Here is a 22291-nt window from a genome sequence, read left to right as displayed (position 1 = left end):
GAAGACCCGGATTTTTCCCCTTCTCTGAGCGCTTGAGCTTGCCTACGTCGGGCTGTATGTCTGGCAAAGCAACTTCGCAACACGCGGTGAGACACCTCCATGCCCGTCGAAAAGTCGGAGCTCAGCCGGTTAGAGCTTGGAAAATACTATGTCGCCAATATGCTCCTTCAAGGGGTCATCGGAGCAATGCGCCTTGCCCCATATGAGCGGCGAGTCGCGACCATGGGCGCGATCATGCGTACTTTGGCGCCGGTTGTCGGGTTTCGTACACGTATCCGGCGGAACCTGAAGCTCACCTGCCCTGACCTGTCCGATGCCGAAGTGAAAAAGATCTGCCGCGATGTGCCGGATAATGCCGGCCGGGCTATCATGGAGCATTTTTCACCCGAGGGATTCACTGAGCGGCAAAAATCGGCAAAAATCTCCGGTCCGGGCATTGCCGCCTTTGACAAGGCGATCGCAGAAGGGCGTCCGGTCATGATGATCACGGCGCATTTCGGGCACTATCTGGCCGCGCGCATCGCCCTGCAGGAACATAGCGGCCAACCGATTGGCTGCCTCTATCGCCGAATGGCCAACCCCTATTTCAACGACGCTTATGTCGAAGCCTTCTACAAAACCGGCGCGCCGATGTTCGAGCAAGGGCGGCGCGGGATGGTCGAAATGGTGCGTTCGCTCAAAAAGGGTGGGATCATAGCCATTGTATCCGATCTTCATGCGTTAGGCGGCGAGGAACTTATGTTCTTCGGCAAGCCTGCTTCAACGTCCATTTTGAACGCAGAACTGGCCATAAAGTACAAGGCCGAGCTCATTCCGTGTTATGCGGTGCGGCAGCCCAATGGCATCGATTTTGAAATCATCCTGCATGATCCGGTACCGCATTCGGACCCCAAAACCATGACCCAGTTTACCAATGATGACTTGGAAAAGGTGGTGCGGCAGCACATGGGGCAATGGTTCTGGATTCATCGCCGTTGGAAAAACTTGAACGTGCTGGGGATAAACCCCAAAGAAACACCCTAATCACTTCACCCGGGTGGCCGCAACAATCGGCCCGTGACTTGCCCTTTGCACCAGCACAACGGCAGGCAGATCAGAGCTGAGCTGAGCTGAAAACGATTCCTGGGCATTTCCATCCCACTGCCCCGCAATCTGCCATGTCTCAACGACATTGGCATAGTCCAGTTCGTGCCCGGCCAGTTCTCCGCGACGGATCGAGGCATGGCGCATGGGCGAATACTGTACGATACGCACGTCATAGGTCTCGCCCTCTGACAGTTTCAAGGGCGTCACATCCACTGTCACTTCATCTGCTGCTCGGGTTGCTGTAACCGATGCCTCAGGGGTCGCCTTGAGATGAGCATTGATCAGACGATCCAGTTCGCGAGATTGTGCGCCCACAATGTCATGTTGCCCGTTAATGACCATCTGCGGCGTATAGATCATCGAACGCCCCCCTTCCCGAGCATAGGCACGCTGCCGCAGGGTGTGGTCCGGATCGGCGTATTCATCCTTCCAACCGATGTAATCCCAATAGTCCACGTGCAGCGCCAAGCCGATGACGTCGTCGCGTTTGGCCAGGTCATGCATCAAGCGGTCTGCCGGAGGGCAGGATGAGCATCCTTGTGACGTAAACAATTCAACCACCACTGGATCATCCTCAGCCGCAACAGAGGCAGCCAGAAGGCAGGACATCAGGGCGGTCAATGCGGCGAATCTGAACATAAGAACTCTCGGTTTGGTCGGTCGGGTATCAGCAATAACCGCTTTGGCATTCAACGACCAATCAAGGTTTCTTGAGGCAGGAATACATGATTTTCCAAATTTGTGTACAATAGTATACCAAAAAGACAGCTTTGCTATTATTCAACCTTGAACCAAGGGCTTTGGTGATACAGATAACAGACAGCGAATCCCATTTTCCAAGTCATTTGAGAGGGAGGCCACTGATGCCCATCAAAGTCGGACAGGACACCGCCAAGACACGCCGCAGCCTGAGCGTGAACGGTAAATCCATTTCTTATTACTCAATCCCCGCCGCCCAAGCGGCCGGCTTGGGTGATTTCTCGAAACTGCCTGCCGCGCTGAAAGTGGTATTGGAAAATATTTTGCGGTTCGAGGATGACGGCTTTTCCGTCTCGGTCGACGACATCAAGGCCTTCAGCGAATGGGGCGCAAATGGCGGAAAGAACCCGCGAGAGATTGCCTACCGCCCTGCCCGAGTGCTGATGCAGGACTTCACCGGTGTTCCGGCTGTTGTCGACCTTGCAGCGATGCGCGACGGTATCAAGGCGCTGGGTGGCGACGCACAAAAGATCAACCCGCTGAACCCGGTTGATCTGGTCATCGACCATTCGGTCATGATTGACGAGTTCGGCAATCCCCGCGCGTTCCAGATGAACGTGGACCGCGAATATGAACGCAACATGGAACGCTACCAATTCCTGAAATGGGGACAGAACGCCTTTAACAACTTCCGCGTTGTACCCCCGGGCACCGGCATCTGCCATCAGGTAAATCTGGAATACCTGGCCCAGACCGTCTGGACTGACACGGATCAAAACGGGGATGAGGTTGCCTATCCTGATACGCTGGTTGGCACCGACAGCCATACCACGATGGTGAACGGCATGGCCGTTCTGGGTTGGGGCGTCGGCGGGATCGAGGCCGAGGCCGCGATGCTGGGTCAGCCGATCTCGATGCTGATCCCCGAGGTTGTTGGTTTTGAACTGACCGGCTCGATGATCGAGGGCACGACCGGCACTGACCTTGTCCTGAAGGTCGTGGAAATGCTGCGCAAAAAGGGCGTGGTCGGTAAGTTCGTCGAGTTCTACGGTAAAGGTCTGGACAGTCTGCCGTTGGCCGACCGTGCCACCATCGCCAACATGGCACCCGAATACGGCGCGACCTGCGGCTTCTTCCCCATCGACGGCGAGACCCTTCGCTACATGCGCAATACCGGCCGCGACGAGGATCGTCTGGCACTGGTCGAAGCCTATGCCAAGGAAAACGGTCTCTGGCGCGATGAGAACTACGCCCCGATCTACACCGACACGCTGTCGCTGGACATGGGCACCATCGTTCCTGCGATCTCGGGCCCCAAACGCCCGCAAGACTATGTTGCACTAACAGGTGCCAAGGCGGCCTTTACCAAGGAAATGGCAGAGACGTTCAAGCGTCCGATGGGCAAACAGATCGAAGTCAAAGGTGAAGAATGGGGCATGGAATCGGGCAAGGTCGTGATCGCTTCGATCACTTCATGCACCAACACGTCAAACCCGTACGTCATGATCGGCGCAGGTCTGGTCGCCCGCAAGGCCGCAGCATTGGGTCTGGATCGCAAACCTTGGGTCAAAACCTCGCTGGCGCCGGGTTCGCAGGTCGTATCTGCTTATCTTGAGGCGGCTGGTCTGCAAGAGGATCTGGACAAGATCGGATTCAACCTTGTGGGTTATGGCTGCACCACCTGTATCGGCAACTCGGGCCCGATCCAGAGAGAGATTTCAGAAGCTATTGCCGAAGGCGATCTGGTCGCCACCTCGGTCTTGTCCGGCAACCGCAACTTCGAAGGCCGTATTTCCCCAGACGTGCGCGCGAACTATCTGGCCTCGCCGCCTCTGGTAGTCGTCTACGCGTTGGCGGGTACAATGGATATCGACCTGACGTCCGAGCCCATCGGTCAAGACAAGGACGGCAACGACGTCTATATGAAAGACCTCTGGCCAACCCAAGCCGAAATCGCGGAGCTGGTGGAGGCCACCGTGACCCGCGAGGCGTTCCAGTCGAAATACGCCGATGTCTTCAAAGGTGACGAAAAATGGCAAGAGGTCGAGGTTCCGCAACAGGAAACCTATGACTGGCCGCCGACCTCGACCTATATTCAAAACCCTCCTTATTTCCAGGGTATGGGGGCTGAACCAGGCACGATCTCGAATATCGACGGGGCCAAGGTTCTGCTGATCCTGGGCGACATGATCACCACCGACCACATCTCGCCCGCCGGGTCTTTTGCCACGACCACACCCGCTGGCAGGTATCTGACTGAACGCCAAGTGCAACCGCGCGAATTCAATTCGTATGGCTCGCGTCGTGGCAACCACGAGGTCATGATGCGCGGAACCTTTGCCAATATCCGCGTCAAGAACGAAATGTTGGACGGTGTCGAAGGTGGTTACACCAAAGGCCCAGATGGCGAACAGACCTCAGTCTATGAAGCCTCGATGGCCTATCAGGAACAGGGCACCCCACTGGTCCTCTTTGGTGGCGAGCAATATGGTGCGGGTTCGTCTCGGGACTGGGCGGCCAAAGGGACCGCGCTGCTGGGCGTCAAGGCTGTGATCGCCGAAAGCTTTGAGCGCATCCATCGCTCGAACTTGGTCGGTATGGGCGTCATTCCGTTTGAGTTCACTGGCGGTGACACGCGCAAAACGCTGGGTCTGAAGGGAGACGAAACCGTCTCGATTCACGGTCTGGACAGCGTCGAGCCACTGCAAGAGGTACCCTGCATGATCGTCTATGGCGATGGATCCGAGAAGACCATCACCCTGAAGTGCCGCATCGATACCGCACCAGAGATTGAGTACATCGAAAACGGTGGTGTGTTGCACTACGTGCTACGCAATCTTGCGAAGGCATCGTAACCCGGTAGCAAAGCAAGCGTTTCTAACCCCCGGCTAAGCGCCGGGGGTTTTTTGTTTTCTGGTCATTCATTCGAAAACCTGAAACTGTTGGGCGAGGTCATCAACGGAAATCATGTGTCATGCAGAAACCCAACGCCCTGATGGTTTGCTCCCTTAGCGTTATCGCTGTGATCGGGATATGGGGTGTTGTCGACATCCAGAGTTTGGTGACCTGGGCAAGTGGTATCGTTCAACAGACCTTCCACAGCCGCGGCTGGTTCGTGATGCTCGCCGCGTCGGGCATGTTGATCGGATGCCTGTTTTTGGCATTTTCTCCTTATGGCAAAATTCGCCTTGGTCGCGATGACGAAGAACCAGAGTTCTCGACCGCCACATGGATTTCGATGTTGTTCTCTGCCGGGATGGGCGTCGGTCTGCTATTTTGGGCCGTGGCAGAACCACTCACCCATTTCAACTTTATCTCAGGCATGGCGCCGGAATTTATCGCGGCGCAGCAAGCCATGTTGGCGACAAATTTTCACTGGGGTCTGCACGCTTGGGCCATCTACGGCTCAACAGCGCTCACCATCGCTTATTTCAGTTTTCGCCGCGGCACCGGGATGATGGTCAGCGCGCCGATCAAAAGCCTGTTTCCCGGCGAACGCTGGGCCGAACGTGTCGGATGGTTCTCTGACTTCATGGCGATCGTCGCGATAGCCATCGGCGTTGGTGGTTCCATGGCTATGGGCGTGTTTCAGGTGGCAGATGGCATAGCTGTTCTGGGTGGCCGGGAAACGGTCGGAGCCCTACTGATTGGCGTTGTCTTTCTGGCGATGGTCGCTGCGTATATCCCGGCACTCTTGATCGATCTGGGTCAAGGCATGGCGCGACTGTCCAACGCGGCTATGCTGATTGCTATCAGCCTTGTTGCCTACACGGTGGTCCTGGGCCCGACGGAATATCTTTTGAATACAGTCGTTCAGGGTTTCGGCGATTACGTCACCAATGTCATTCCAAGGGGTTTTCAGACCTTCACGTTTTTCGGCGATGACGTCACCAAATGGTTCAGCGACTGGACTCTGACCTATATGGTCTGGTGGATCGCCTGGGGCCCATTTGTGGGTGTCTTCGTTGCCCGCATCTCTCGCGGTCGAACAATACGAGAATTCGTGATCGGAGTACTCTTCGCCCCTACGCTGTTTTCGATCCTTTGGTTCGGCGCTTTTGGCGGCATTGGCCTGTTCGAGGCTCTCAACGGGGCGGGGGAACTGTTGACCTATACGCAGACAAACATTGAACGCGTGACCTTCGCCTTGCTTAACCGTCTGCCGCTGTCCCTGGTGACAACGCTCGCAACGGTACTGGCCGCGTTTCTGTTCATTGTGACCAGCGTCGTAAGCGCTGCATTTGTCCTGGGCACCTTCTCGACAGGTGGCGACGAGAACCCCCCTCCACGCGTGCGCCTGATCTGGGGGGGCTTACTGGGGCTGCTGAGCGTTGCGATGATCCTTTCTGGGTCAGTGGACTCGGTCAAGATCCTCATCTCGCTTGGCGCTTTGCCCTTTGTCTTTATTTCTGTCCTGCTGATGGTCTGTTTGTTCCGCGGCCTGAGAGAGGAGGGCCAGCGCAATGCTGATCGGTGATCTCACAGATACGCTGATGAACCTTGTGACCTTCGCGTTCATCGCGGCGATGATCTGGATTCTGCTGCGCAGGTGACGCAGTTCAAGAACGATCAGATTTAGCGTTGTAACGCATCCACTTTGCAGATTTGGTGTGACTATGGACAAAGTTGCATTGATAACCGGCGGCGCCCGAGGGATTGGCCGGGCAATCGTCGAAGACCTCGGCCGTGATCATCAAGTTGCGTTCACATGGTTGAACAGCGCGCCGGATTTGGATGTGTTGGATCGCAGCTTTCTGGCCATCCGATCGGACCTGACACAGGATGATCAGCCCGGGCGCGTTGTCGAACAGGTCATCGAACGGTATGGGCGGCTGGACATCATCGTGAACAATGCGGGGCTTGTGCGTTCGACTCCGAAAGAGATGTTTGCCGCACAGGACCACAGGGATATTCTGGACCTTAACTTGATCGCACCCATAGCCTTGCTGACAGCAGCTTTGCCCTATCTGCAAAGCGGATCCAGCGTCGTGAATATCTCATCCATGAACGCGACCCTTCCGCCGCGCGATGCCGCGACTTACGGGGCCAGCAAGGCCGCGCTCAACCTGTGGACCCGTGCCATGGCCAAAGAACTGGGCCCGCAGGGTATTCGCGTCAACGCGGTTGCACCTGGTGCGATCAACATCCCCGAAGCCCCGCGCCCGGATGACCTGACAAAACTGTTCGTCAAAGACACCGCCCTTGGGCGTGTCGGCGTGCCAGAGGATATCGCTCGGGTCGTTCGATTTCTGGCCTCTGATGCGGCGGGCTTCATAACCGGTGAAGTCCTCGGTGTGACCGGAGGCTATCGATTGTAAAACCTACTAAAGCCGCATGCAGGTGTCTAACCGCCTGCCGCCTTTTCCAAGGCAGGGCGGATCGTGCTTTCAATCACCCGTTGCGTGATAGGCCCTGCAAAGCGCAGGATAATTTTACCATCGCCGTCAATCACATAGGTTTCAGGAACACCGTAGAGGCCCCAATCCAATGCCATGCGGCCTTGTTCGTCGCGTCCCATCGCGGTGTAAGGATCGCCAAGCTCAGTCAGGAACGCATCTGCGTTGGCCAACTGATCTTTGTAGTTGATGCCATAGACCGGGATGCCTTCTTTCGCCAAAGCTTCCAAATTGGGGTGCTCAGCGCGACAAGGCGCACACCAGCTGGCCCAATAGTTAACCAGCTTGACCTCTCCGTCGCGCAGGGTCGCGTCATCGAACGGGGTTTTGCCGGGAAACTCGCTTAGGACCACAGGCGGGGCGGGCTGGCCCTCGCGCGCGGATGGCAGGGCATTTGGATCATCGCGGAACATGCCGATTCCGGCCAATACGGCAAAGGCGCCAAAAATCAGCGGTGGAGCGATCATCAAGGGCGATATCTTAGCCATTGCGCGACATCCTTTGTTCGATCTTTTCCATGTCTCGGCGCATTTTGCGCCCACGTATCACACTGTACGCAACCAATACCACCAGAAGACCGACAGACACAGCATAAGACGACAGAACCGAGTCAGCGTATTTTCCAAGATCGGGGATCATCCGCCCACCCTTTCCCGTGCCATCAGCGCCTTGATTCGACGTGCGCGAATCTCGGTCCCTGTGCGATACAGCACCAATGCGATGAACAGCAAAACAAAACCAATAATGCAGATCAACAACGGATAGAAGAATACGTTGCTGACCTTTTCTTCGGTATCTGCCCCGGTCACAGCCGCTGCCCTCATGACAGACGCCCCCTGATGCAGCCCCTGATTCCAGAAGTTCACCGCATAGCGGCTGAGGATCGCGAAAACCGATCCCACAAGGCACAGGACCGAGGTCAGGTCGGCCGCTGTATCCGGGTCTTCAATCGCCTCCCACAGGGCGACATATCCAAGGTAGAACAGGAACAGGATCAGAAACGAGGTCAGTCGCGGATCCCAGGCCCACCAAGTGCCCCACATAGGCTGGCCCCAGATCGCACCTGTCAACAACGCAATCATTGTCATCACGATCCCGATCGGTGCCGCCGCCCGTGCGGCAAGCGCACTGACATGGTGACGCCGTACCAGCCAAACCAGCGATGTTACCAGCATCATCAGCCAGCAGTTGATCGCCATCAGCGCCGCAGGCACATGCAGATAGATGATCTTGACCGTCGACCCTTGTTTGTAATCGTCCGGCGTAAAGAAAAAGCCCCAGATCAGGCCCACACAGATGCAGGCAAGTGAGGTGATCCAGAAAAACGGCAGGACACGCTCGCTGGTTGCAAGAAACTTACGCGGGTTGGCGTATTCCCAGAGGGCGTTGGCTTTGGCTGCGATAGACATGGGCCCTATCTAGTCCGAATTGGGGTGGTTCTCAATTGACCTTGGTCAAAGTTGAGACGGTTCACCGCAGATTGATACGCAACACCGCCGCGCTGGCAAAGGGTAACAGCGCGATAGTTGCTGCCGTGATACCTGCCAGCATGAGAAGCGGCGTCTGGACCTCCATCGCCGTGGCTCCGCGCCGGGCGACCTCGGCTCCGAAAATCAGGGTGGGCACGTATAGCGGCAGCACCAGCAGCGACAGCAGCAAACCGCCGCGCTTCAAACCAACGGTCAGAGCTGCACCAAAGGTTCCGATCACGCTCATCGCCGGGGTTCCGATCAACAGTGACATCACCAGCCAGAAGAATCCCGGCACAGGAAGATTCAGCAAGACGCCCAGGAACGGAGCCGCAAGAACCAGAGGCAATCCGGTGGTCAGCCAATGGGCCAGCGCCTTGATGGTCACAACCGATTCCAACGGTAGCGGCGCGGTAGCCAACAGATCCAGCGACCCGTCTTCCCAATCCAAAGCCAGCAATCGGTCCAGTGACAGCAGACAGGCCAGCAACGCGCCCAGCCAAAGAACACCGGGTGCGATTGTGGACAGCAGCGAAGATTGCGGACCCACCGCAAACGGCACCATCACAGTCACGATCAGGAAAAACGCAAGTCCCAGTCCAAACCCGCCGCCCGCGCGGAAGGCCAGTTTCAGGTCGCGCAGCAATAGGGCGATCACAGGAAGCCTCCGTCGAAATCGTCAATGGGTTTGGGTTTGGCCTTGTTGGGCCCAACGTCCAGAACCTCTCCATCCAGACCAAGGTCGATATGGGTTGCGATCAGGGCCGACCCGCCCTGCCCCAGATGAGCCCGCACCGCGTCGGCAAACATCTGCACTGCGTTTATGTCCAACGAAACGGTGGGTTCGTCCAACATCCAAATCGGTCGTCCTGTCACCAGCATCCGCGCAAGCCCCAGCCGCCGCTTCTGACCGGCCGACAGGTTACCGGCATGGCGCTCGGCCAGCTCATTCAGATCAAACGTATCCAATGCGCGTTGTATGCCGCTGGTCCCAAAGACCGAGGCCCAGAACATCAGGTTCTCGGTCACGGTCAGTGTCGGCTTCAACCCGTCCGAGTGGGCCGCATAGGCAATCTGGTCCTCGGCGCCTTCGATGGTACCTTCAAGCGGAGGCTGCAAACCCGCCAAAGTGCGCAAGAGCGTCGTTTTGCCGATTCCGTTCGGCCCACGCAGAATCAGCGCCTTGCCGGGCGGCAGTTCAAAGCTGAGACCTTCCAGCACGGGAATGCCACCACGGGTGATCGACAAGTCAGATACAGTCAGAGTCATGAAACCCGCTTAGCGGATTGTCTTCAGAGGCAAAAGGCAAGATTTGCCGCAGGGCCGTTGCTGGCTTGGGAATAATCAGGAGCGGATTGAAGAACCCTGTCATACGGGGATCAGGGCAAGGGCGATCCGGCGACCTTCCGATAGCAACACATTATAGGTGCGGCAAGCGGCAGGAGAATTCATGATTTCAACGCCAACCCCAGCGTTTTCCAAGGCGGCGCGCAGGGTTTGGGGAATATGCGCCACGTCCGTGCCGGTTCCTATGAACAGGACGTCGATCTCATCGGCCAGATCAAGCAGGGATTGGGTATCCTCATAACCGCCCCATTTTACCGGACCCGCAGGGCCGGTCAGAACAGCACCTTCGAACACTTCTCCGCCAATGCGGAAGAACCCGGGGCCGTAACCGTCCACCGGTTTTGCGTCGTTAAAGGTCACTTGGTTCAGACGCATGTTGTCTCTCCGTCAATCCAGGATCGGCAGTCCAGATACCACCGCGATCAGAATGACCGAATAAGCCGCAACGCGATAGAAGCGCTCCAGCTTCGGTTCAAACAGCGCTTTGCCGATCAGCGTAGTGGTCAGATAAGGCACCCCCAGCAGCAGAACAATCCACAGGATCGATAAATCCGCCGCGCCACCGATCAAGATACTGAAGACAATCGCGACATCCAGCAAGGCCAGAAAGATGATCGTGTTGGCCCGGATTTTGCGCACATTTGTCGAACTGGCCAGATAGAAGACAATGATAACAGGGCCGGTCAGGCCGGTCATCCCGCCAATGACCCCAGCGCTGCCCCCAATGGCCAATCGCCCGCTCAAGCCCAATCGCCCCTCCCAGCGCCAGCCGGTAATGACAGCCGTCAGTGTCAGACCGATGATGCCGCAGGCGATCCAGCGTAGAACAAGCGTGTCCACTTGCGCCATGATCCAAAGCCCAAGTGGCACGGTAACAGCCGCAGCGATGCCCAAAGTGCTGATCTCGGACTTGTCGCATTCGCGCCAAGCTTGAGGCGCAAGAGCAAAGGTCGAGACGATCCCGGTGGCTGCCATCAGAAATACCACATCCGCGATGGGCAGGAACTGGACGGCGACCGGCACAAAGATCATTGCTGTTCCAAAACCTGTGAAACCGCGGACAAGTCCCGCGGCTCCGATGGTCAGGATCAGCCAGCCCAGGCCCGGCAGGGCAAGGGCCTGCTGCAATGCCTCAGGCATCAATGTTGGCAAACTGGTTGCCCGCCGTGTTCGACGGCTTGGACCAGTCGCGCTTTACCCCCAGCCACAACAATATGGTCGAGGCCACAAAGACCGACGAATAAGTCCCGATGATGACACCCCAGATCATGGCAAAGACAAACCCACGGATCACATCTCCGCCCAGAACATAAAGCGAAATCAACGCCAGCAGAGTGGTGACAGAGGTCATCACCGTCCGGCTTAGGGTTTCATTGATCGAGATGTTCAGAACCTCTTTGAGGTCTTTCTTCTTGTACTTCCGAAGGTTCTCGCGCACGCGGTCGAAAACCACCACCGTGTCGTTCAGCGAATAGCCCACGATGGTCAGAAGCGCCGCGATGATTGCCAGATCGAAACGGATCTGCAGTTCCGAGAAGATGCCGATGGTCAGGATCACGTCATGCACAAGCGCAGCCACGGCCCCCAGCGCGAATTGCCATTCAAACCGCAGCCAGATGTAGACAAGCACCGCACCGATAGCCAAGGCGACGGCGATAACCGCTGTCTGGATCAGCTCTCCGGAAACTTTCGGGCCCACCGATTCCACCGAGACGAATTGAATATCCGGGATCACGGTTTGCAGCGCTTCTTCTACAGCGGTGATCGTTGCGGCCTCGACCGCTTCGGCATCAGCCTGCGCCTGAATGCGGATCATCGCGACATTTTCGTCTTCTCCGAAGGTCGGATCGAAAATCTCGGTGATCGTCACATCTCCAAGTTCCAGCGGAGAGATTGCATCGCGGTATGTGCCCACGTCAATCGGCTGCGTGCTTTCGGTTCGGATGGTTGTACCACCCCGAAAGTCGATGCCGAAATTCAGGCCCTGCAACATGAACGAAGCAAAAGCCACAACCATCATCAGGCCTGAAATCCCAAGCCAGATCTTCCAGCGGCTGAAGAAATCGAACGAGGTGTTCTGGGGTACGAGTTTCAGTCTCATGTCAAACCTCGATCATTTTCGGACGGCGGCGTTCGAACCACGTGACGACCATCAGGCGCGTCACGAAGATCGCAGTGAAGACCGAGGTCAGAATACCCAGCCCCAGAGTGATGGCGAACCCGCGCACCGGGCCACTGCCCATGGCAAACAGGATGGTCGCCGTTATGAAGGTGGTTACGTTGGCATCCAGAATGGCCGACAACGCCTTTTCATAACCAAGCTCGATGGCGCGTGCCGGACCTTTGGCAGATTTCAGTTCCTCGCGGATACGTTCAAAGATCAGCACGTTGGCGTCCACCGCCATCCCGACCGTCAGTACGATTCCCGCGATGCCTGGCAAGGTCAGGGTTGCTCCGATCAGGGACAGCAGGCCAAACAGCAGGCCCACGTTGATGATCAGCGCGATGTTGGCAAAGAGTCCAAACAGACCATAACTGAGCGCCATGAAGACCAGCACCGCAACAAAGGCCACGATGGTGGCAACTTTACCCGCGTCGATACTGTCCTGCCCAAGTTCGGGGCCGATGGTACGTTCTTCCAGGAATTCCAGCCCGGCAGGTAGCGCACCCGCCCGCAGCAGGACCGCCAGATTGGTGCTTTCCTCAACGGTGAAGTTGCCGGTGATGATGCCGGATCCGCCCGGAATGTGACTTTGGATCACAGGAGCCGAGATCACCTCATCATCCAGAACAATGGCAAAAGGTGCACCGATATTGTCACGTGTATAATCGCCGAACTTGCGCGCACCCGATGTATTGAACCGGAAACTGACAGCCGGGCGACCGTTCTGATCGAACGAAGGCTGGGCGTCGACCAATTCCTCTCCGGTCACAACCGGAGCGGACTCGATGATGTAGTAAACTCCGCTTTCATCGATCGAAGGCACAACCTCTTCACCAATGCCCGCAATTGCATCCGGGTCGGTGCCGCGATTAACAACCGGGTTAAACGTCAACTGCGCCGTGGTTCCGATGATTTCCTTCAACTCACCGGCGCTGCCGATACCTGGCACCTGGATCAGAATCCGATCCGCGCCCTGACGCTGAATGGTGGGCTCGCGGGTACCGACTTCGTCGATCCGGCGGCGGATGATTTCAAGCGCCTGACGCACTGTGCGGTCGTCTGAGGCCAGCTTTTCAGCCTCGGAAAGCTGAACAACGATGGTATCACCATCGGCCCGGGCCTCGATATCCGTGGCACCAACCCCGGTCAGGGTCTGCACCTGACGGGCCAGCCCACGCACCACTTCCAGCGCCCGAGACATCCCTTCGGGCTGGCTGATGCGCACACGAATCTCATCCGGGGCCGAGTCCTGACGACGGATGGTGCCAACTGTCGCACGCTCATCACGCAGCGCGTCGCGGATTTCCGGCCACATGGCCTCCATCCGCGCTTCATAGACGTCCTGCACCTGAACTTCAGCCAAAAGATGCGCACCGCCGCGCAGGTCCAGTCCAAGATTGACCAGCGATGAGGGCAGCCAAGTGGGCCATTGCCCAGCTTCGGCCTGCATCTCAGGCGTGTCTACGCCCAGTTCAATCGCGGTATTGGCGTCATTCGATTGCTCGACCCGCGTGTAAAACGCGTTTGGCAGGGCCATGAGCAGACCAGTCACACAAACCAGCCAGATCAGAACCCGCTTCCAGGTATCAATTTGCAGCATTACCCTGCCTTTTCAAGGGATTATCGCGCGAACTTACTTCGCAGGTTCGGTCTTGTTCAGAACCTGAGCGATGGTCGACTTGACCACGCGGATCTTGACGCCCTCGGCGATCTCGACCTCAATCTCGTTCTCGCCTTCCTTGACCTTTGACACCTTGCCGATCACGCCGCCCTGTGTGACCACCTGATCACCCCGACGCACGGCTTCGACCATGGCCGTATGTTCTTTCATTTTCTTCTGCTGTGGGCGGATCAGCAGGAAATACATGATCGCGAAAATCAGGATCAGCGGGAGAAACTGGGCGATTGCGCCACCTTCCATGGGATATTCCTTTGTTCAGATCTTGCGGCACCGTTCCGCAAATTTGGGCGGAACCTATGCTTTGAAATGCGTGTTTGCAAGCAAAGGCGATGATGTGTCTCATTGGAACCTGACATTGGTGACATAAGAACCAATCAAGCGTTGCAGATATGTCCTATGCAGACATCGCAGTTCGGCTATAGTCAAGCATCAGGAGGGACAATGAAAGAATCCTACAAACCGTTCCAATCGTTGACGCTTTTGCTGTCGCTCGTGGCAATACTCCTGTTTCTGGCAGCACCGCTGAAGGCGCAGGAAACACCCGCTGAAATCACCGAACCCGAGGCAGAAGAAACGGACAGTTTCAAAGCGCCTGTCATCGTCGACGGCGACATGTTGTTCTTCCTGCGCGGCTCCAGCGCCCTGCCCGCGCCGGAACGGGCTGCAAGCGTTCAGGACAAGATCATTGAGATCGCCGAAGCCTCGGAAAATCCCACGGTCGACATCGCCTTCGAAGAAACCGATCTGGGCATTCGCATCCGCGCTGACGGTGTGATCGTGTCAATCGTGACAGTTGCAGATGCCGAGCTGGATCAAATGGAGCTGGACGTTCTCGGGTTTCTGCATGGTCAGGCCATCGAAGACGCCATTCTTGCCTATCGTGCCAACCGCTCGGAGCAGGCGCGGGTGTCAGGGGCAATTGAGGCAGCGGGATGGACCCTTGGCTTTGTCGCCTTCGTGGTGCTGATCTTATGGCTGCATCGGCGGATCAGGCGGCGTACCCTAAAACTGGTAAAGCGTTATTTGAAGGATGTCGAAACGGCGACTGCCAAAAGCGTCCAAGCCGAAGCAATCGCAGCCCTGATCCGGTACGGGCTGAATTTTGTCCTGTTGGTTATCTTCTTTCTCGGTTTCTACTACTACCTGTCCTTCGTCCTTCTTGCATTTGCCGAAACACGGTATTTCGCGCAACTGCTGCTCACTTACCTGACTGAACCCGTACTGCTGATATTCAAGGGTATCTTGAGCTACATTCCCAACCTTATTATGCTGGGCCTGATCACATGGGTCGCGTTGTATATAATCAAAGGGATGCGCGTGTTCTTCGATGCGGTCGAAGCGGGTTCGTTCGAAATGACCGATTTCGAAAAGCATTGGGTCAACCCGACGTTCAACATCGCCCGTGTCATCGTCATTCTGATCGCAATTGTTTTTGCAGTGCCCTACATTCCGGGTTCGGATTCCGCCGCGTTTCAAGGCCTGACCATTCTGGTTGGCGCGATGCTGTCGTTGGGCGCAAATTCGGTCGTGTCCAACATGTTGGCCGGGTTGTTCGTGATCTACCGTCGGTCCACATCCATAGGGGACCGTATCCAGATCGGAGATCACATCGGAGACGTTGTGCAGATCAAGTTGATGGAAACGCATCTGAAGTCCATCAAGAATGAATTGATCTCAATCCCGAATGCTCAGTTGATGAATTCAGACGTGGTAAATTTTTCGAAGAAGACTGATGGCAGCGGGCTTTTGCTGCACACCACGGTGGGAATCGGATATGAAGAACCCCCGGAAAAGATCGAGGCAATGCTGATCGAAGCCGCCAATCGTACTAAGGGGATCAAAGCCAAGCCAGAACCCTTTGTATTGTGGACGGCACTGGCAGATTACGCAATCAACTATCAGATCAATGGCTACACTACGCGCGGCAGCATCATTCCGAAGATCCGCTCGGACCTGCACCGCAACATTGTCGCCGTGTTCAATGAGAATGGCGTACAGATTATGACGCCCTCGTACATGGCCGACCCACCGGAACCAAAAATCCCGTCCGAGGAATGGGATGGCCATCTGGCGCATGAAACCCACGCCGATGGCGATAAGTCGTAACCGGTGCTACACCCCGCCCGACAGATGGTGCATAAGCGGTTTCAGTGATTCACGCATTTAAGGATCTGAGACATGCACGACATCCGCGCCATTCGCGAAAACCCAGCCGCCTTCGACGCCGCACTTGCGCGCCGTGGGGACGCGCCGGTGTCGTCAGATTTGTTGAGGTTAGATGAAAGCCGCCGCGCCAAGATTCTGGCCGCCGAAACCGCACAGGCTGAGCAGAACAAGGCCAGCAAAGAGGTCGGCGCCGCCAAGGGCCGCGGTGATGAAGCCGAGTTCGAACGCCTGCGCGCACTGGTGGCCGAGAAAAAGGCCGAGATCGCCCGGATGCAGACCGAGGCGAAAGATCTGGACGCTTTGCTAACGGATCAGCTCGCCCGCATTGCCAACTTGCCCGCCGATGATGTGCCGAAAGGCGCGGACGAGAATGACAATGTCGAGGTCAACCGTTGGGGTACCCCACGCGCGTTCGACTTTGCTCCGAAAGAGCATTACGAGGTTCCCGCCGTCGCTGCCGCGATGGATTTCGAGACTGCATCCAAGACCAGCGGCAGTCGCTTTGTGAACCTGTCCCAAGGCGTGGCCCGCATCCACCGTGCGCTTGCGCAATTCATGCTGGACACGCATATCGACAAGAATGGGTTAACCGAAATGCAGACCCCGGTTCTGGTCCGGGATGAGGCGATGTACGGCACTGACAAGCTTCCGAAATTCGGTGACGACAGCTATCAAACAACCAACGGCTGGTGGCTGATCCCGACCTCTGAAGTCACGCTGACCTATTCTGTTGCCGGGGATATTCTTGACGAATCCGTTCTGCCCATCCGCATGACCGCGCATACCGTCTGCTTCCGGTCCGAGGCTGGCAGCGCCGGCAAGGACACTGCGGGTATTTTGCGACAGCACCAGTTCGAAAAGGTCGAAATGGTCTCGATCACCCATCCGGACAAATCGGATGAGGAACAGAAGCGTATGCTGCGCTGTGCCGAAGACTTGTTGGAGCAGTTGGGCATCCCCTATCGCACCGTCGTTCTGTGCACCGGCGACATGGGCTTTGGCGCGCGGCGCACTTATGACATCGAAGCATGGCTACCCGGTCAGGATACCTATCGCGAGATCAGCTCGGTCTCGACCACTGGCGCATTTCAGGCTCGTCGGATGAACGCCCGGTTCCGCCCGGATGGTGGCGGCAAGCCAGAATATGTTCACACACTGAACGGCTCGGGCCTTGCTGTTGGACGCTGCTTGATCGCCGTGTTGGAAAACGGTCAGAACGCTGACGGTACCGTGACCCTGCCCGAAGTCCTGAGCCCCTATCTGGGTGGCAAGCTGACGCTGCAACTGGACGGCACGCTGGCATAAGAAAACCGGCCCCCTGCAGGGCGCCGGTCTGACAAAATGGAAGGGCGAGGAAGTCTTACTTCTTCGCCTTTTTCTTTTCTTTCTTTTTGTCGCTCTTTTTGTCAGCCTTCTTGGCGTCTTTCTTTTTGTCAGCCTTCTTGGACTTTTTGTCCTTCTTGGATTTGGCCTTCACCTTGTCCTTGGCCTTGGAGAACGCGGCTTCCATTTCCTTGCGCTTCTTGGCAGCTTTTTCTGCCTTGGCCTTGGCTTTGGCCTTTTTCTTGGCCGCGGCTTCGGCTTTATCAGCCGCAGCCTTTTCTTCTGCCGCCTTGCGTGCAGCTTCCTCGGCCCGCTTTTCGGCCGCAGCCGCAGCGACAGTCTTGCGCGTAGTGGCTTTGCGTGCGGTTGTCTTCCTGGTCGCAGGCTTGCGCACAGAAGCACGGCGTGTAACAGGTTTCGCAGCGGCCGGTTTCGCGGAGATGGCCTCTTTTGCGGCTGCAATCAACACAGCAGCACGTGCTTCACCGACCCGAGGGACCTTGACCAGGTCAGCAGGGCTTGCCTTGGCTATTGCTTCTGCGGTCTTGAAGCCATTGGCGACAAGAGCCTGTCCAAGTGCCTCTCCTACACCTTTCATATTGGTCACTGCGGTCATTATCTGTCCTTTCTCAATCTCCCTGCAGATTCGTATATACACCAGATGTACAATCAGCAAGTTCTATGTCAGCCAGTCAAAACCCAGTGCTTTAGCCATGGGCAAGATCGGCCGTTCGGGTTTGCTTAGGAAAAGGCACAAGACGTTTTGCATCCTCATCCCATAGTTTCAGCTGCAACGCTGCAACGGCTTCGGGGAATTTGATCCGACGCGGTGTGAATTCCGGCGGCAGATTATAGTGGCAAGCGCGCAGGCGGTAGGAAGGGATACGCGCGTTATAGTGGTGGATGTCATGCAACGTGATACAGGCCACAGCGGTATCGAACCACCATCCGAAATCCAGTGCTGAAGACCCCTGAAGCGCAGCGACCTGAGGATTTAACTCGGGTCTGCGATCCCAATAGGTGTCCTCGAAATTATGTTGCAGATAGACGAGAAACACACCCAACATCCCGCCGAGAAACGAAAATGCCAACCAAACCCAGATCCCGGTCATTCCCGCGATCAGATACAGCAAGCTTAGGAATACCACGATAGACACGTTGTGTAGCAACACGCCTTTCACGCCAAAGCGCACAGTGTTCTTTGGCCAGCGGTAGCGAATGAAGTATGTGAACAAAGCCCCCATCGGCACCAGGATGAACGGATTGCGATACAGCCTGTAGAACAAACGCGTTTTCCGATCTGCCGCGTTCCATTCCCGCACAGTCATGGTGTGAATTTCGCCGGTTTCGCGATGTTCCAGATTACCGATGCCTGCATGGTGAAGGTTGTGGTTCTGCTTCATCACCTCGAACGGCGCAAAGGTAAACGGCGACAGGCCGTGTCCCGCCCACTCGTTCTGCAATCGCGTTTCAAAAAGCGAATGGTGCCCGCAATCATGTTGCAGCACGTAAAGTCGCACAGCGGAAAAGGCAAAGACGACACCGGTAGGTATCATGATGTACCACAGGTCCACAAAATGGATCGCCAATGCCAGTGACGCAAAATACGCCGCGAACGTTCCAAAATAGCTTAACGCAGCCAATCTGTTGTCCTGAACCGCGTATTGTCTTGTATATTCCCTCAGATCCATCCAGCCCGCTCCCACGATGGTCCTGTTAAGTTCTGTTCAAAATCTATGCACGGTTTGACCACAAACAAGCATGTCGCGCGTAGACAAATGCACGCTCGTGAATGCTAACGCGCAGAACCGGGGCTGTCACGCCCCCAGAGTGAAAACGCTGAAAATTGGCGCAGTTACGCGCTTGAGCAGTAAGAATTGTCAGAAGTGACGCACTCTCTTTCATTTAGCCGAGACAGGAGAGCCGCGTGGGAGTGACGGCGATTCTGAAACCGTCCGACTGTCGTCACTAGACGATCCCCGCGCAACACCCGGCATCTGCCGAAACGACAACACCGCGTCCTCGGGTCACACAGCAGCTGAAGACCGGGAACCACAACCAACGAGACGCAGACAGCGTGATCGGATCGTTTGCTCAGCCTCGGCCCTTAAGATGCTTGGCCAGCGCGCCCGCGTTTTTCTTGCGGCGGCCCTTGTAGGGGTTCTTGTCCCCCTGCCCGCGCAAGGTCAGACGAATTGGCGTACCGGGCATGTCGAAATCTTCGCGCAATCCGTTGACCAGATAGCGCGAATAACTGGCCGGCATTTTGTCAGGGTGCGAGCACATCACAACAAAGCCCGGTGGACGCGTTTTGGCTTGCGTCATATACCGCAGTTTGATCCGGCGTCCTTGCGGCGCTGGTGGCGGGTGTTGTTCAAGCATCGCGATCAGCCAGCGGTTCAACGCAGCTGTCGGCACCCGGCGATTCCAAATGTCATGGGCGCGCAATATCGCGGCACGCAGGCGCTCCAGCCCCCGGCCCGTCTTCGCGGACACCGTAATCAAGGGCGCGCCGCGTAGCTGCGGCAGCAGACGGTCAAAGGACTCCTTGAGATCGCGCAGCTTTTCCTGCTTGTTTTCTTCAACATCCCACTTGTTGACTGCAACAACTACGGCCCGGCCTTCACGTTCGGCAAGGTCGGCGATGCGCAAGTCTTGCTGTTCGAACGGGATCTCTGCGTCCAGCAAGACCACGACAACTTCTGCAAACTTCACGGCCCGCAGACCATCGGAAACCGAAAGCTTTTCGAGCTTTTCCTGAACCTTGGCCTTTTTGCGCATCCCTGCCGTGTCAAAGATCCGCATCGGGGTGCTGTCGCCGTCCGGATCGGCCCAATCGATCCGCAGGCTGATGGCATCGCGGGTGATCCCCGCCTCGGGTCCTGTCAGCAGGCGATCTTCACCAACGATCTTGTTGATCAGCGTGGACTTGCCCGCATTCGGACGGCCCACCACGGCCACCTGCAATGGTTTGGCGGAGGTGATCAGGGGCATCTCGCCCTCGCCATCCTCATCCAGCTCGATGTCCGTTTCAGGGGCCTCTTCGACCTGTTTTTCCTCTGCTGCATCGGCCAGAGGCATCAGCTGCGCATAAAGGTCGGTCATCCCTTCGCCATGCTCGCCTGACAGGCGGACCGGTTCACCCAAACCCAGATTGTATGCCTCCAGAACACCTGCATCCGCTGCATTGCCTTCGGCCTTGTTGGCCGCAAGGATCACATGCTTGGAGCGTTTACGCAGGATTTCCGCGAACATCTCATCTGTGGGGGTCAGGCCCACGCGCGCGTCGATCATGAACAGGCAGACATCGGCCATGTCCACTGCGCGTTCGGTCAGACGGCGCATCCTGCCCTGAAGGCTGTCATCTGTCGCATCTTCAAGCCCTGCTGTATCGATCACGGTAAAACGCAGATCGCCCAACCGCGCTTCGCCTTCGCGCAGGTCACGGGTCACGCCGGGCTGGTCGTCGACCAAGGCCAGACGTTTGCCCACAAGGCGATTGAACAGTGTGGATTTGCCCACATTCGGGCGCCCCACGATGGCGAGGGTCAGCGACATGATACTCAACTTTCAAGACTCAAGATGCGCCCTTTAGCGCATCTTGCCGTCAACGGAAAGCGTGTAGATCACCCTTTGTCGAAACGACATACAGCGTTTGCCCGGCAACAACCGGCGCTGTTGTCGCGCCGCCGGGTACTTCGACCTGATGAACCAGCGTTCCGTCGACCGGATTGAAGAACCGCAGATAACCGTCATTGGACGCAATAACAATGCGGCCGCCCGCAAGGATCGGACCGTAATGCGCAAAGATCGGACCGCGGCGACCGCGCTTGTCTTTGACAAAGCCTGGCAGATCCTGCGCCCAGATGACAGAGCCATCCGCCGCGTTCAGACGCACCAGCTGGCTGCGGTCACTGATCAGGAAAACGCTGTTGCCCGCGGGCCATACGGCATCCACGGCGCCTTCGTCCGCTGTCCAACGACGCTCACCCGTCCCAGCATCAAACGCAACGGTCCGGCCAGAATGATTGCCGATATAGATGGTGCTTCCTGACACCATCGGGCCGCCTGTCACATCAACGATCTGTGCTGCAGCCCGCCCCCGACGCCCACCGGCGACCGAAGCATTCCAGCGACGGATGCCGCCTCGACGAAAAGCGGCGGCAACATCGCCCGAGCCAAAGGCAAACACGGCCAGATCCGAGGCAATCACAGGTGCGGGTGCACCCAAGACGTTGCCGACGCTGGGCGTGCCTTCGATTTGCCAGGCAATACGACCGTCCTTCGTGGCGATGGTCCATCCAGTTTCATCTCCGGCCACCAGATATAGCAGGCCATCATTGACCAGCGGTGCGCCGCTGCCGGTGGCTTGCAGGCGTTTTTGCCAGCGCATCGTACCGGTCTTGGCGTCCAGCGCGGTCAGGCGACCATAACCTGAAGACACATACAGAACACCATCGGCATAGGCCATGCCACCGCCCGTGGCGTCTGAATCCCCGTCGCTTGCCGGGATCAGATCGGTTTCCCAGGCAACCTGCCCCTGGGGTGTCACAGCGGAAACCGTAGCTGAGGAGTCCAGCGTGTAAATCAGCCCACCCGCAACGACCGGCTCGGCGGTGATACGTTGCTTGCGCGAGTCACCCTGACCGATCGAAGCAGACCAAACTCGCTGTGGTGTTGCACGCAGTGCTGCGTTTGTAGTCCGATAGGCCGGTGTCCCCGGGCTTTGTGACCAGTTTGCATTCGCCTGCTGCGACGGCAGACTGATGGGTTGAGAGCCCCGCTTTTCCACCGTTTCCAAATCCGACAAGGGGCGGATGTCTTCGCGTTCACCGGGCAGAATGGGCTCGGGTTCTTCACAGGCGGCCAGTGCGGTCAAGGCCAGCGCTGCGACCGGCAATCCCACGCGGGAAAATAGTCTTGTTACCATGATATTCCGAACTCGCCTGTCATTACGTCT

21 protein-coding genes are annotated in these 22291 nt (G+C 57.0%); 6 read left to right on the top strand and 15 right to left on the bottom strand.

Annotation, left to right across the window (positions count from 1 at the left end; genetic code table 11):
* Positions 1–99 precede the first annotated feature (99 nt).
* Positions 100–1023 carry a lysophospholipid acyltransferase family protein gene (locus ALB80_RS00610; protein ID WP_050602092.1) on the top strand — a complete coding sequence of 308 codons (924 nt, stop codon included), beginning with the start codon at positions 100–102 and terminating at the stop codon, positions 1021–1023.
* Here ALB80_RS00610 and ALB80_RS00605 read toward each other — a convergent pair whose 3' ends face one another.
* Positions 1024–1725, bottom strand: coding sequence for a thioredoxin family protein (locus ALB80_RS00605; protein ID WP_050602091.1), 702 nt, complete (start codon positions 1723–1725; stop codon positions 1024–1026).
* Between the two features lie 224 nt (positions 1726–1949).
* Here ALB80_RS00605 and acnA point away from each other — a divergent pair, with 224 nt between their 5' ends.
* From acnA to ALB80_RS00590, 3 genes are all read left to right on the top strand, one after another.
* Entirely contained in the window at positions 1950–4640 is a 2691-nt protein-coding gene (gene acnA, locus ALB80_RS00600; RefSeq protein WP_050602090.1) for an aconitate hydratase AcnA, read from the top strand.
* Positions 4641–4759: 119 nt separating this feature from the next.
* Entirely contained in the window at positions 4760–6262 is a 1503-nt protein-coding gene (locus ALB80_RS00595) for a BCCT family transporter (protein WP_050602089.1), read from the top strand.
* A 139-nt stretch (positions 6263–6401) separates the two neighbouring features.
* The gene (locus ALB80_RS00590) at positions 6402–7103 is read left to right on the top strand and encodes an SDR family NAD(P)-dependent oxidoreductase (protein WP_050602088.1); all 702 of its coding nucleotides are present in this window, start codon (positions 6402–6404) and stop codon (positions 7101–7103) included.
* Between the two features lie 26 nt (positions 7104–7129).
* On the opposite strand, the gene ALB80_RS00585 is transcribed toward ALB80_RS00590, so the two are convergent.
* From ALB80_RS00585 to yajC, 10 genes are all read right to left on the bottom strand, one after another.
* Positions 7130–7669, bottom strand: coding sequence for a DsbE family thiol:disulfide interchange protein (locus tag ALB80_RS00585; RefSeq protein ID WP_050602087.1), 540 nt, complete (start codon positions 7667–7669; stop codon positions 7130–7132).
* Complete coding sequence (gene ccmD, locus ALB80_RS00580; protein WP_172677842.1) at positions 7662–7820, bottom strand: heme exporter protein CcmD; 159 nt, start codon at positions 7818–7820, stop codon at positions 7662–7664. Before ccmD ends, ALB80_RS00585 begins: the two co-directional genes overlap by 8 nt.
* Positions 7817–8590 (bottom strand): heme ABC transporter permease, encoded by a 774-nt coding sequence (locus ALB80_RS00575; RefSeq protein ID WP_050602086.1) that lies wholly within the window; start codon positions 8588–8590, stop codon positions 7817–7819. Before ALB80_RS00575 ends, ccmD begins: the two co-directional genes overlap by 4 nt.
* Positions 8591–8651: 61 nt before the next feature.
* Positions 8652–9308: a heme exporter protein CcmB gene (gene ccmB / locus ALB80_RS00570; RefSeq protein WP_050602085.1), complete on the bottom strand. Its 657-nt coding sequence runs from the start codon at positions 9306–9308 to the stop codon at positions 8652–8654.
* Positions 9305–9919, bottom strand: coding sequence for a heme ABC exporter ATP-binding protein CcmA (gene ccmA / locus ALB80_RS00565; RefSeq protein ID WP_050602084.1), 615 nt, complete (start codon positions 9917–9919; stop codon positions 9305–9307). The genes ccmB and ccmA overlap by 4 nt, the downstream gene beginning before the upstream one ends.
* 99 nt (positions 9920–10018) lie before the next feature.
* A complete protein-coding gene (locus tag ALB80_RS00560; RefSeq protein ID WP_050602083.1) occupies positions 10019–10372 on the bottom strand; it encodes an Mth938-like domain-containing protein in 354 nt (117 codons plus the stop codon).
* 12 nt (positions 10373–10384) lie between these two features.
* On the bottom strand, positions 10385–11149 hold the full coding sequence (locus tag ALB80_RS00555) for a TSUP family transporter (protein WP_371255940.1): 765 nt from the start codon (positions 11147–11149) through the stop codon (positions 10385–10387).
* Entirely contained in the window at positions 11130–12098 is a 969-nt protein-coding gene (gene secF, locus ALB80_RS00550; protein ID WP_050602081.1) for a protein translocase subunit SecF, read from the bottom strand. Before secF ends, ALB80_RS00555 begins: the two co-directional genes overlap by 20 nt.
* A gap of 1 nt (position 12099) precedes the next feature.
* A complete protein-coding gene (gene secD / locus ALB80_RS00545; RefSeq protein WP_050602080.1) occupies positions 12100–13761 on the bottom strand; it encodes a protein translocase subunit SecD in 1662 nt (553 codons plus the stop codon).
* Positions 13762–13794: 33 nt separating this feature from the next.
* Positions 13795–14082 carry a preprotein translocase subunit YajC gene (gene yajC, locus ALB80_RS00540; protein ID WP_050602079.1) on the bottom strand — a complete coding sequence of 96 codons (288 nt, stop codon included), beginning with the start codon at positions 14080–14082 and terminating at the stop codon, positions 13795–13797.
* A gap of 201 nt (positions 14083–14283) precedes the next feature.
* Here yajC and ALB80_RS00535 point away from each other — a divergent pair, with 201 nt between their 5' ends.
* A complete protein-coding gene (locus ALB80_RS00535) occupies positions 14284–15948 on the top strand; it encodes a mechanosensitive ion channel family protein (RefSeq protein WP_050602078.1) in 1665 nt (554 codons plus the stop codon).
* Positions 15949–16020: 72 nt separating this feature from the next.
* Positions 16021–17313 carry a serine--tRNA ligase gene (serS, locus tag ALB80_RS00530; RefSeq protein WP_050602077.1) on the top strand — a complete coding sequence of 431 codons (1293 nt, stop codon included), beginning with the start codon at positions 16021–16023 and terminating at the stop codon, positions 17311–17313.
* 55 nt (positions 17314–17368) lie between these two features.
* On the opposite strand, the gene ALB80_RS00525 is transcribed toward serS, so the two are convergent.
* From ALB80_RS00525 to ALB80_RS00510, 4 genes are all read right to left on the bottom strand, one after another.
* Positions 17369–17947 carry a helix-hairpin-helix domain-containing protein gene (locus ALB80_RS00525; protein ID WP_050602076.1) on the bottom strand — a complete coding sequence of 193 codons (579 nt, stop codon included), beginning with the start codon at positions 17945–17947 and terminating at the stop codon, positions 17369–17371.
* Positions 17948–18038: 91 nt separating this feature from the next.
* Positions 18039–19022 (bottom strand): fatty acid desaturase, encoded by a 984-nt coding sequence (locus ALB80_RS00520; protein ID WP_050602075.1) that lies wholly within the window; start codon positions 19020–19022, stop codon positions 18039–18041.
* Between the two features lie 403 nt (positions 19023–19425).
* Entirely contained in the window at positions 19426–20889 is a 1464-nt protein-coding gene (gene der, locus ALB80_RS00515) for a ribosome biogenesis GTPase Der (protein ID WP_050602074.1), read from the bottom strand.
* Between the two features lie 49 nt (positions 20890–20938).
* A complete protein-coding gene (locus ALB80_RS00510; protein WP_050602073.1) occupies positions 20939–22261 on the bottom strand; it encodes a PQQ-like beta-propeller repeat protein in 1323 nt (440 codons plus the stop codon).
* Positions 22262–22291 lie beyond the last annotated feature (30 nt).

Origin of the sequence: Ruegeria sp. 6PALISEP08 (assembly GCF_001238295.1) — a bacterium.
Classification (GTDB): Bacteria; Pseudomonadota; Alphaproteobacteria; order Rhodobacterales; family Rhodobacteraceae; genus Ruegeria.
Note: the sequence above shows the minus strand (reverse complement) of the source record. Positions and strands in the feature narration are given on the sequence as shown.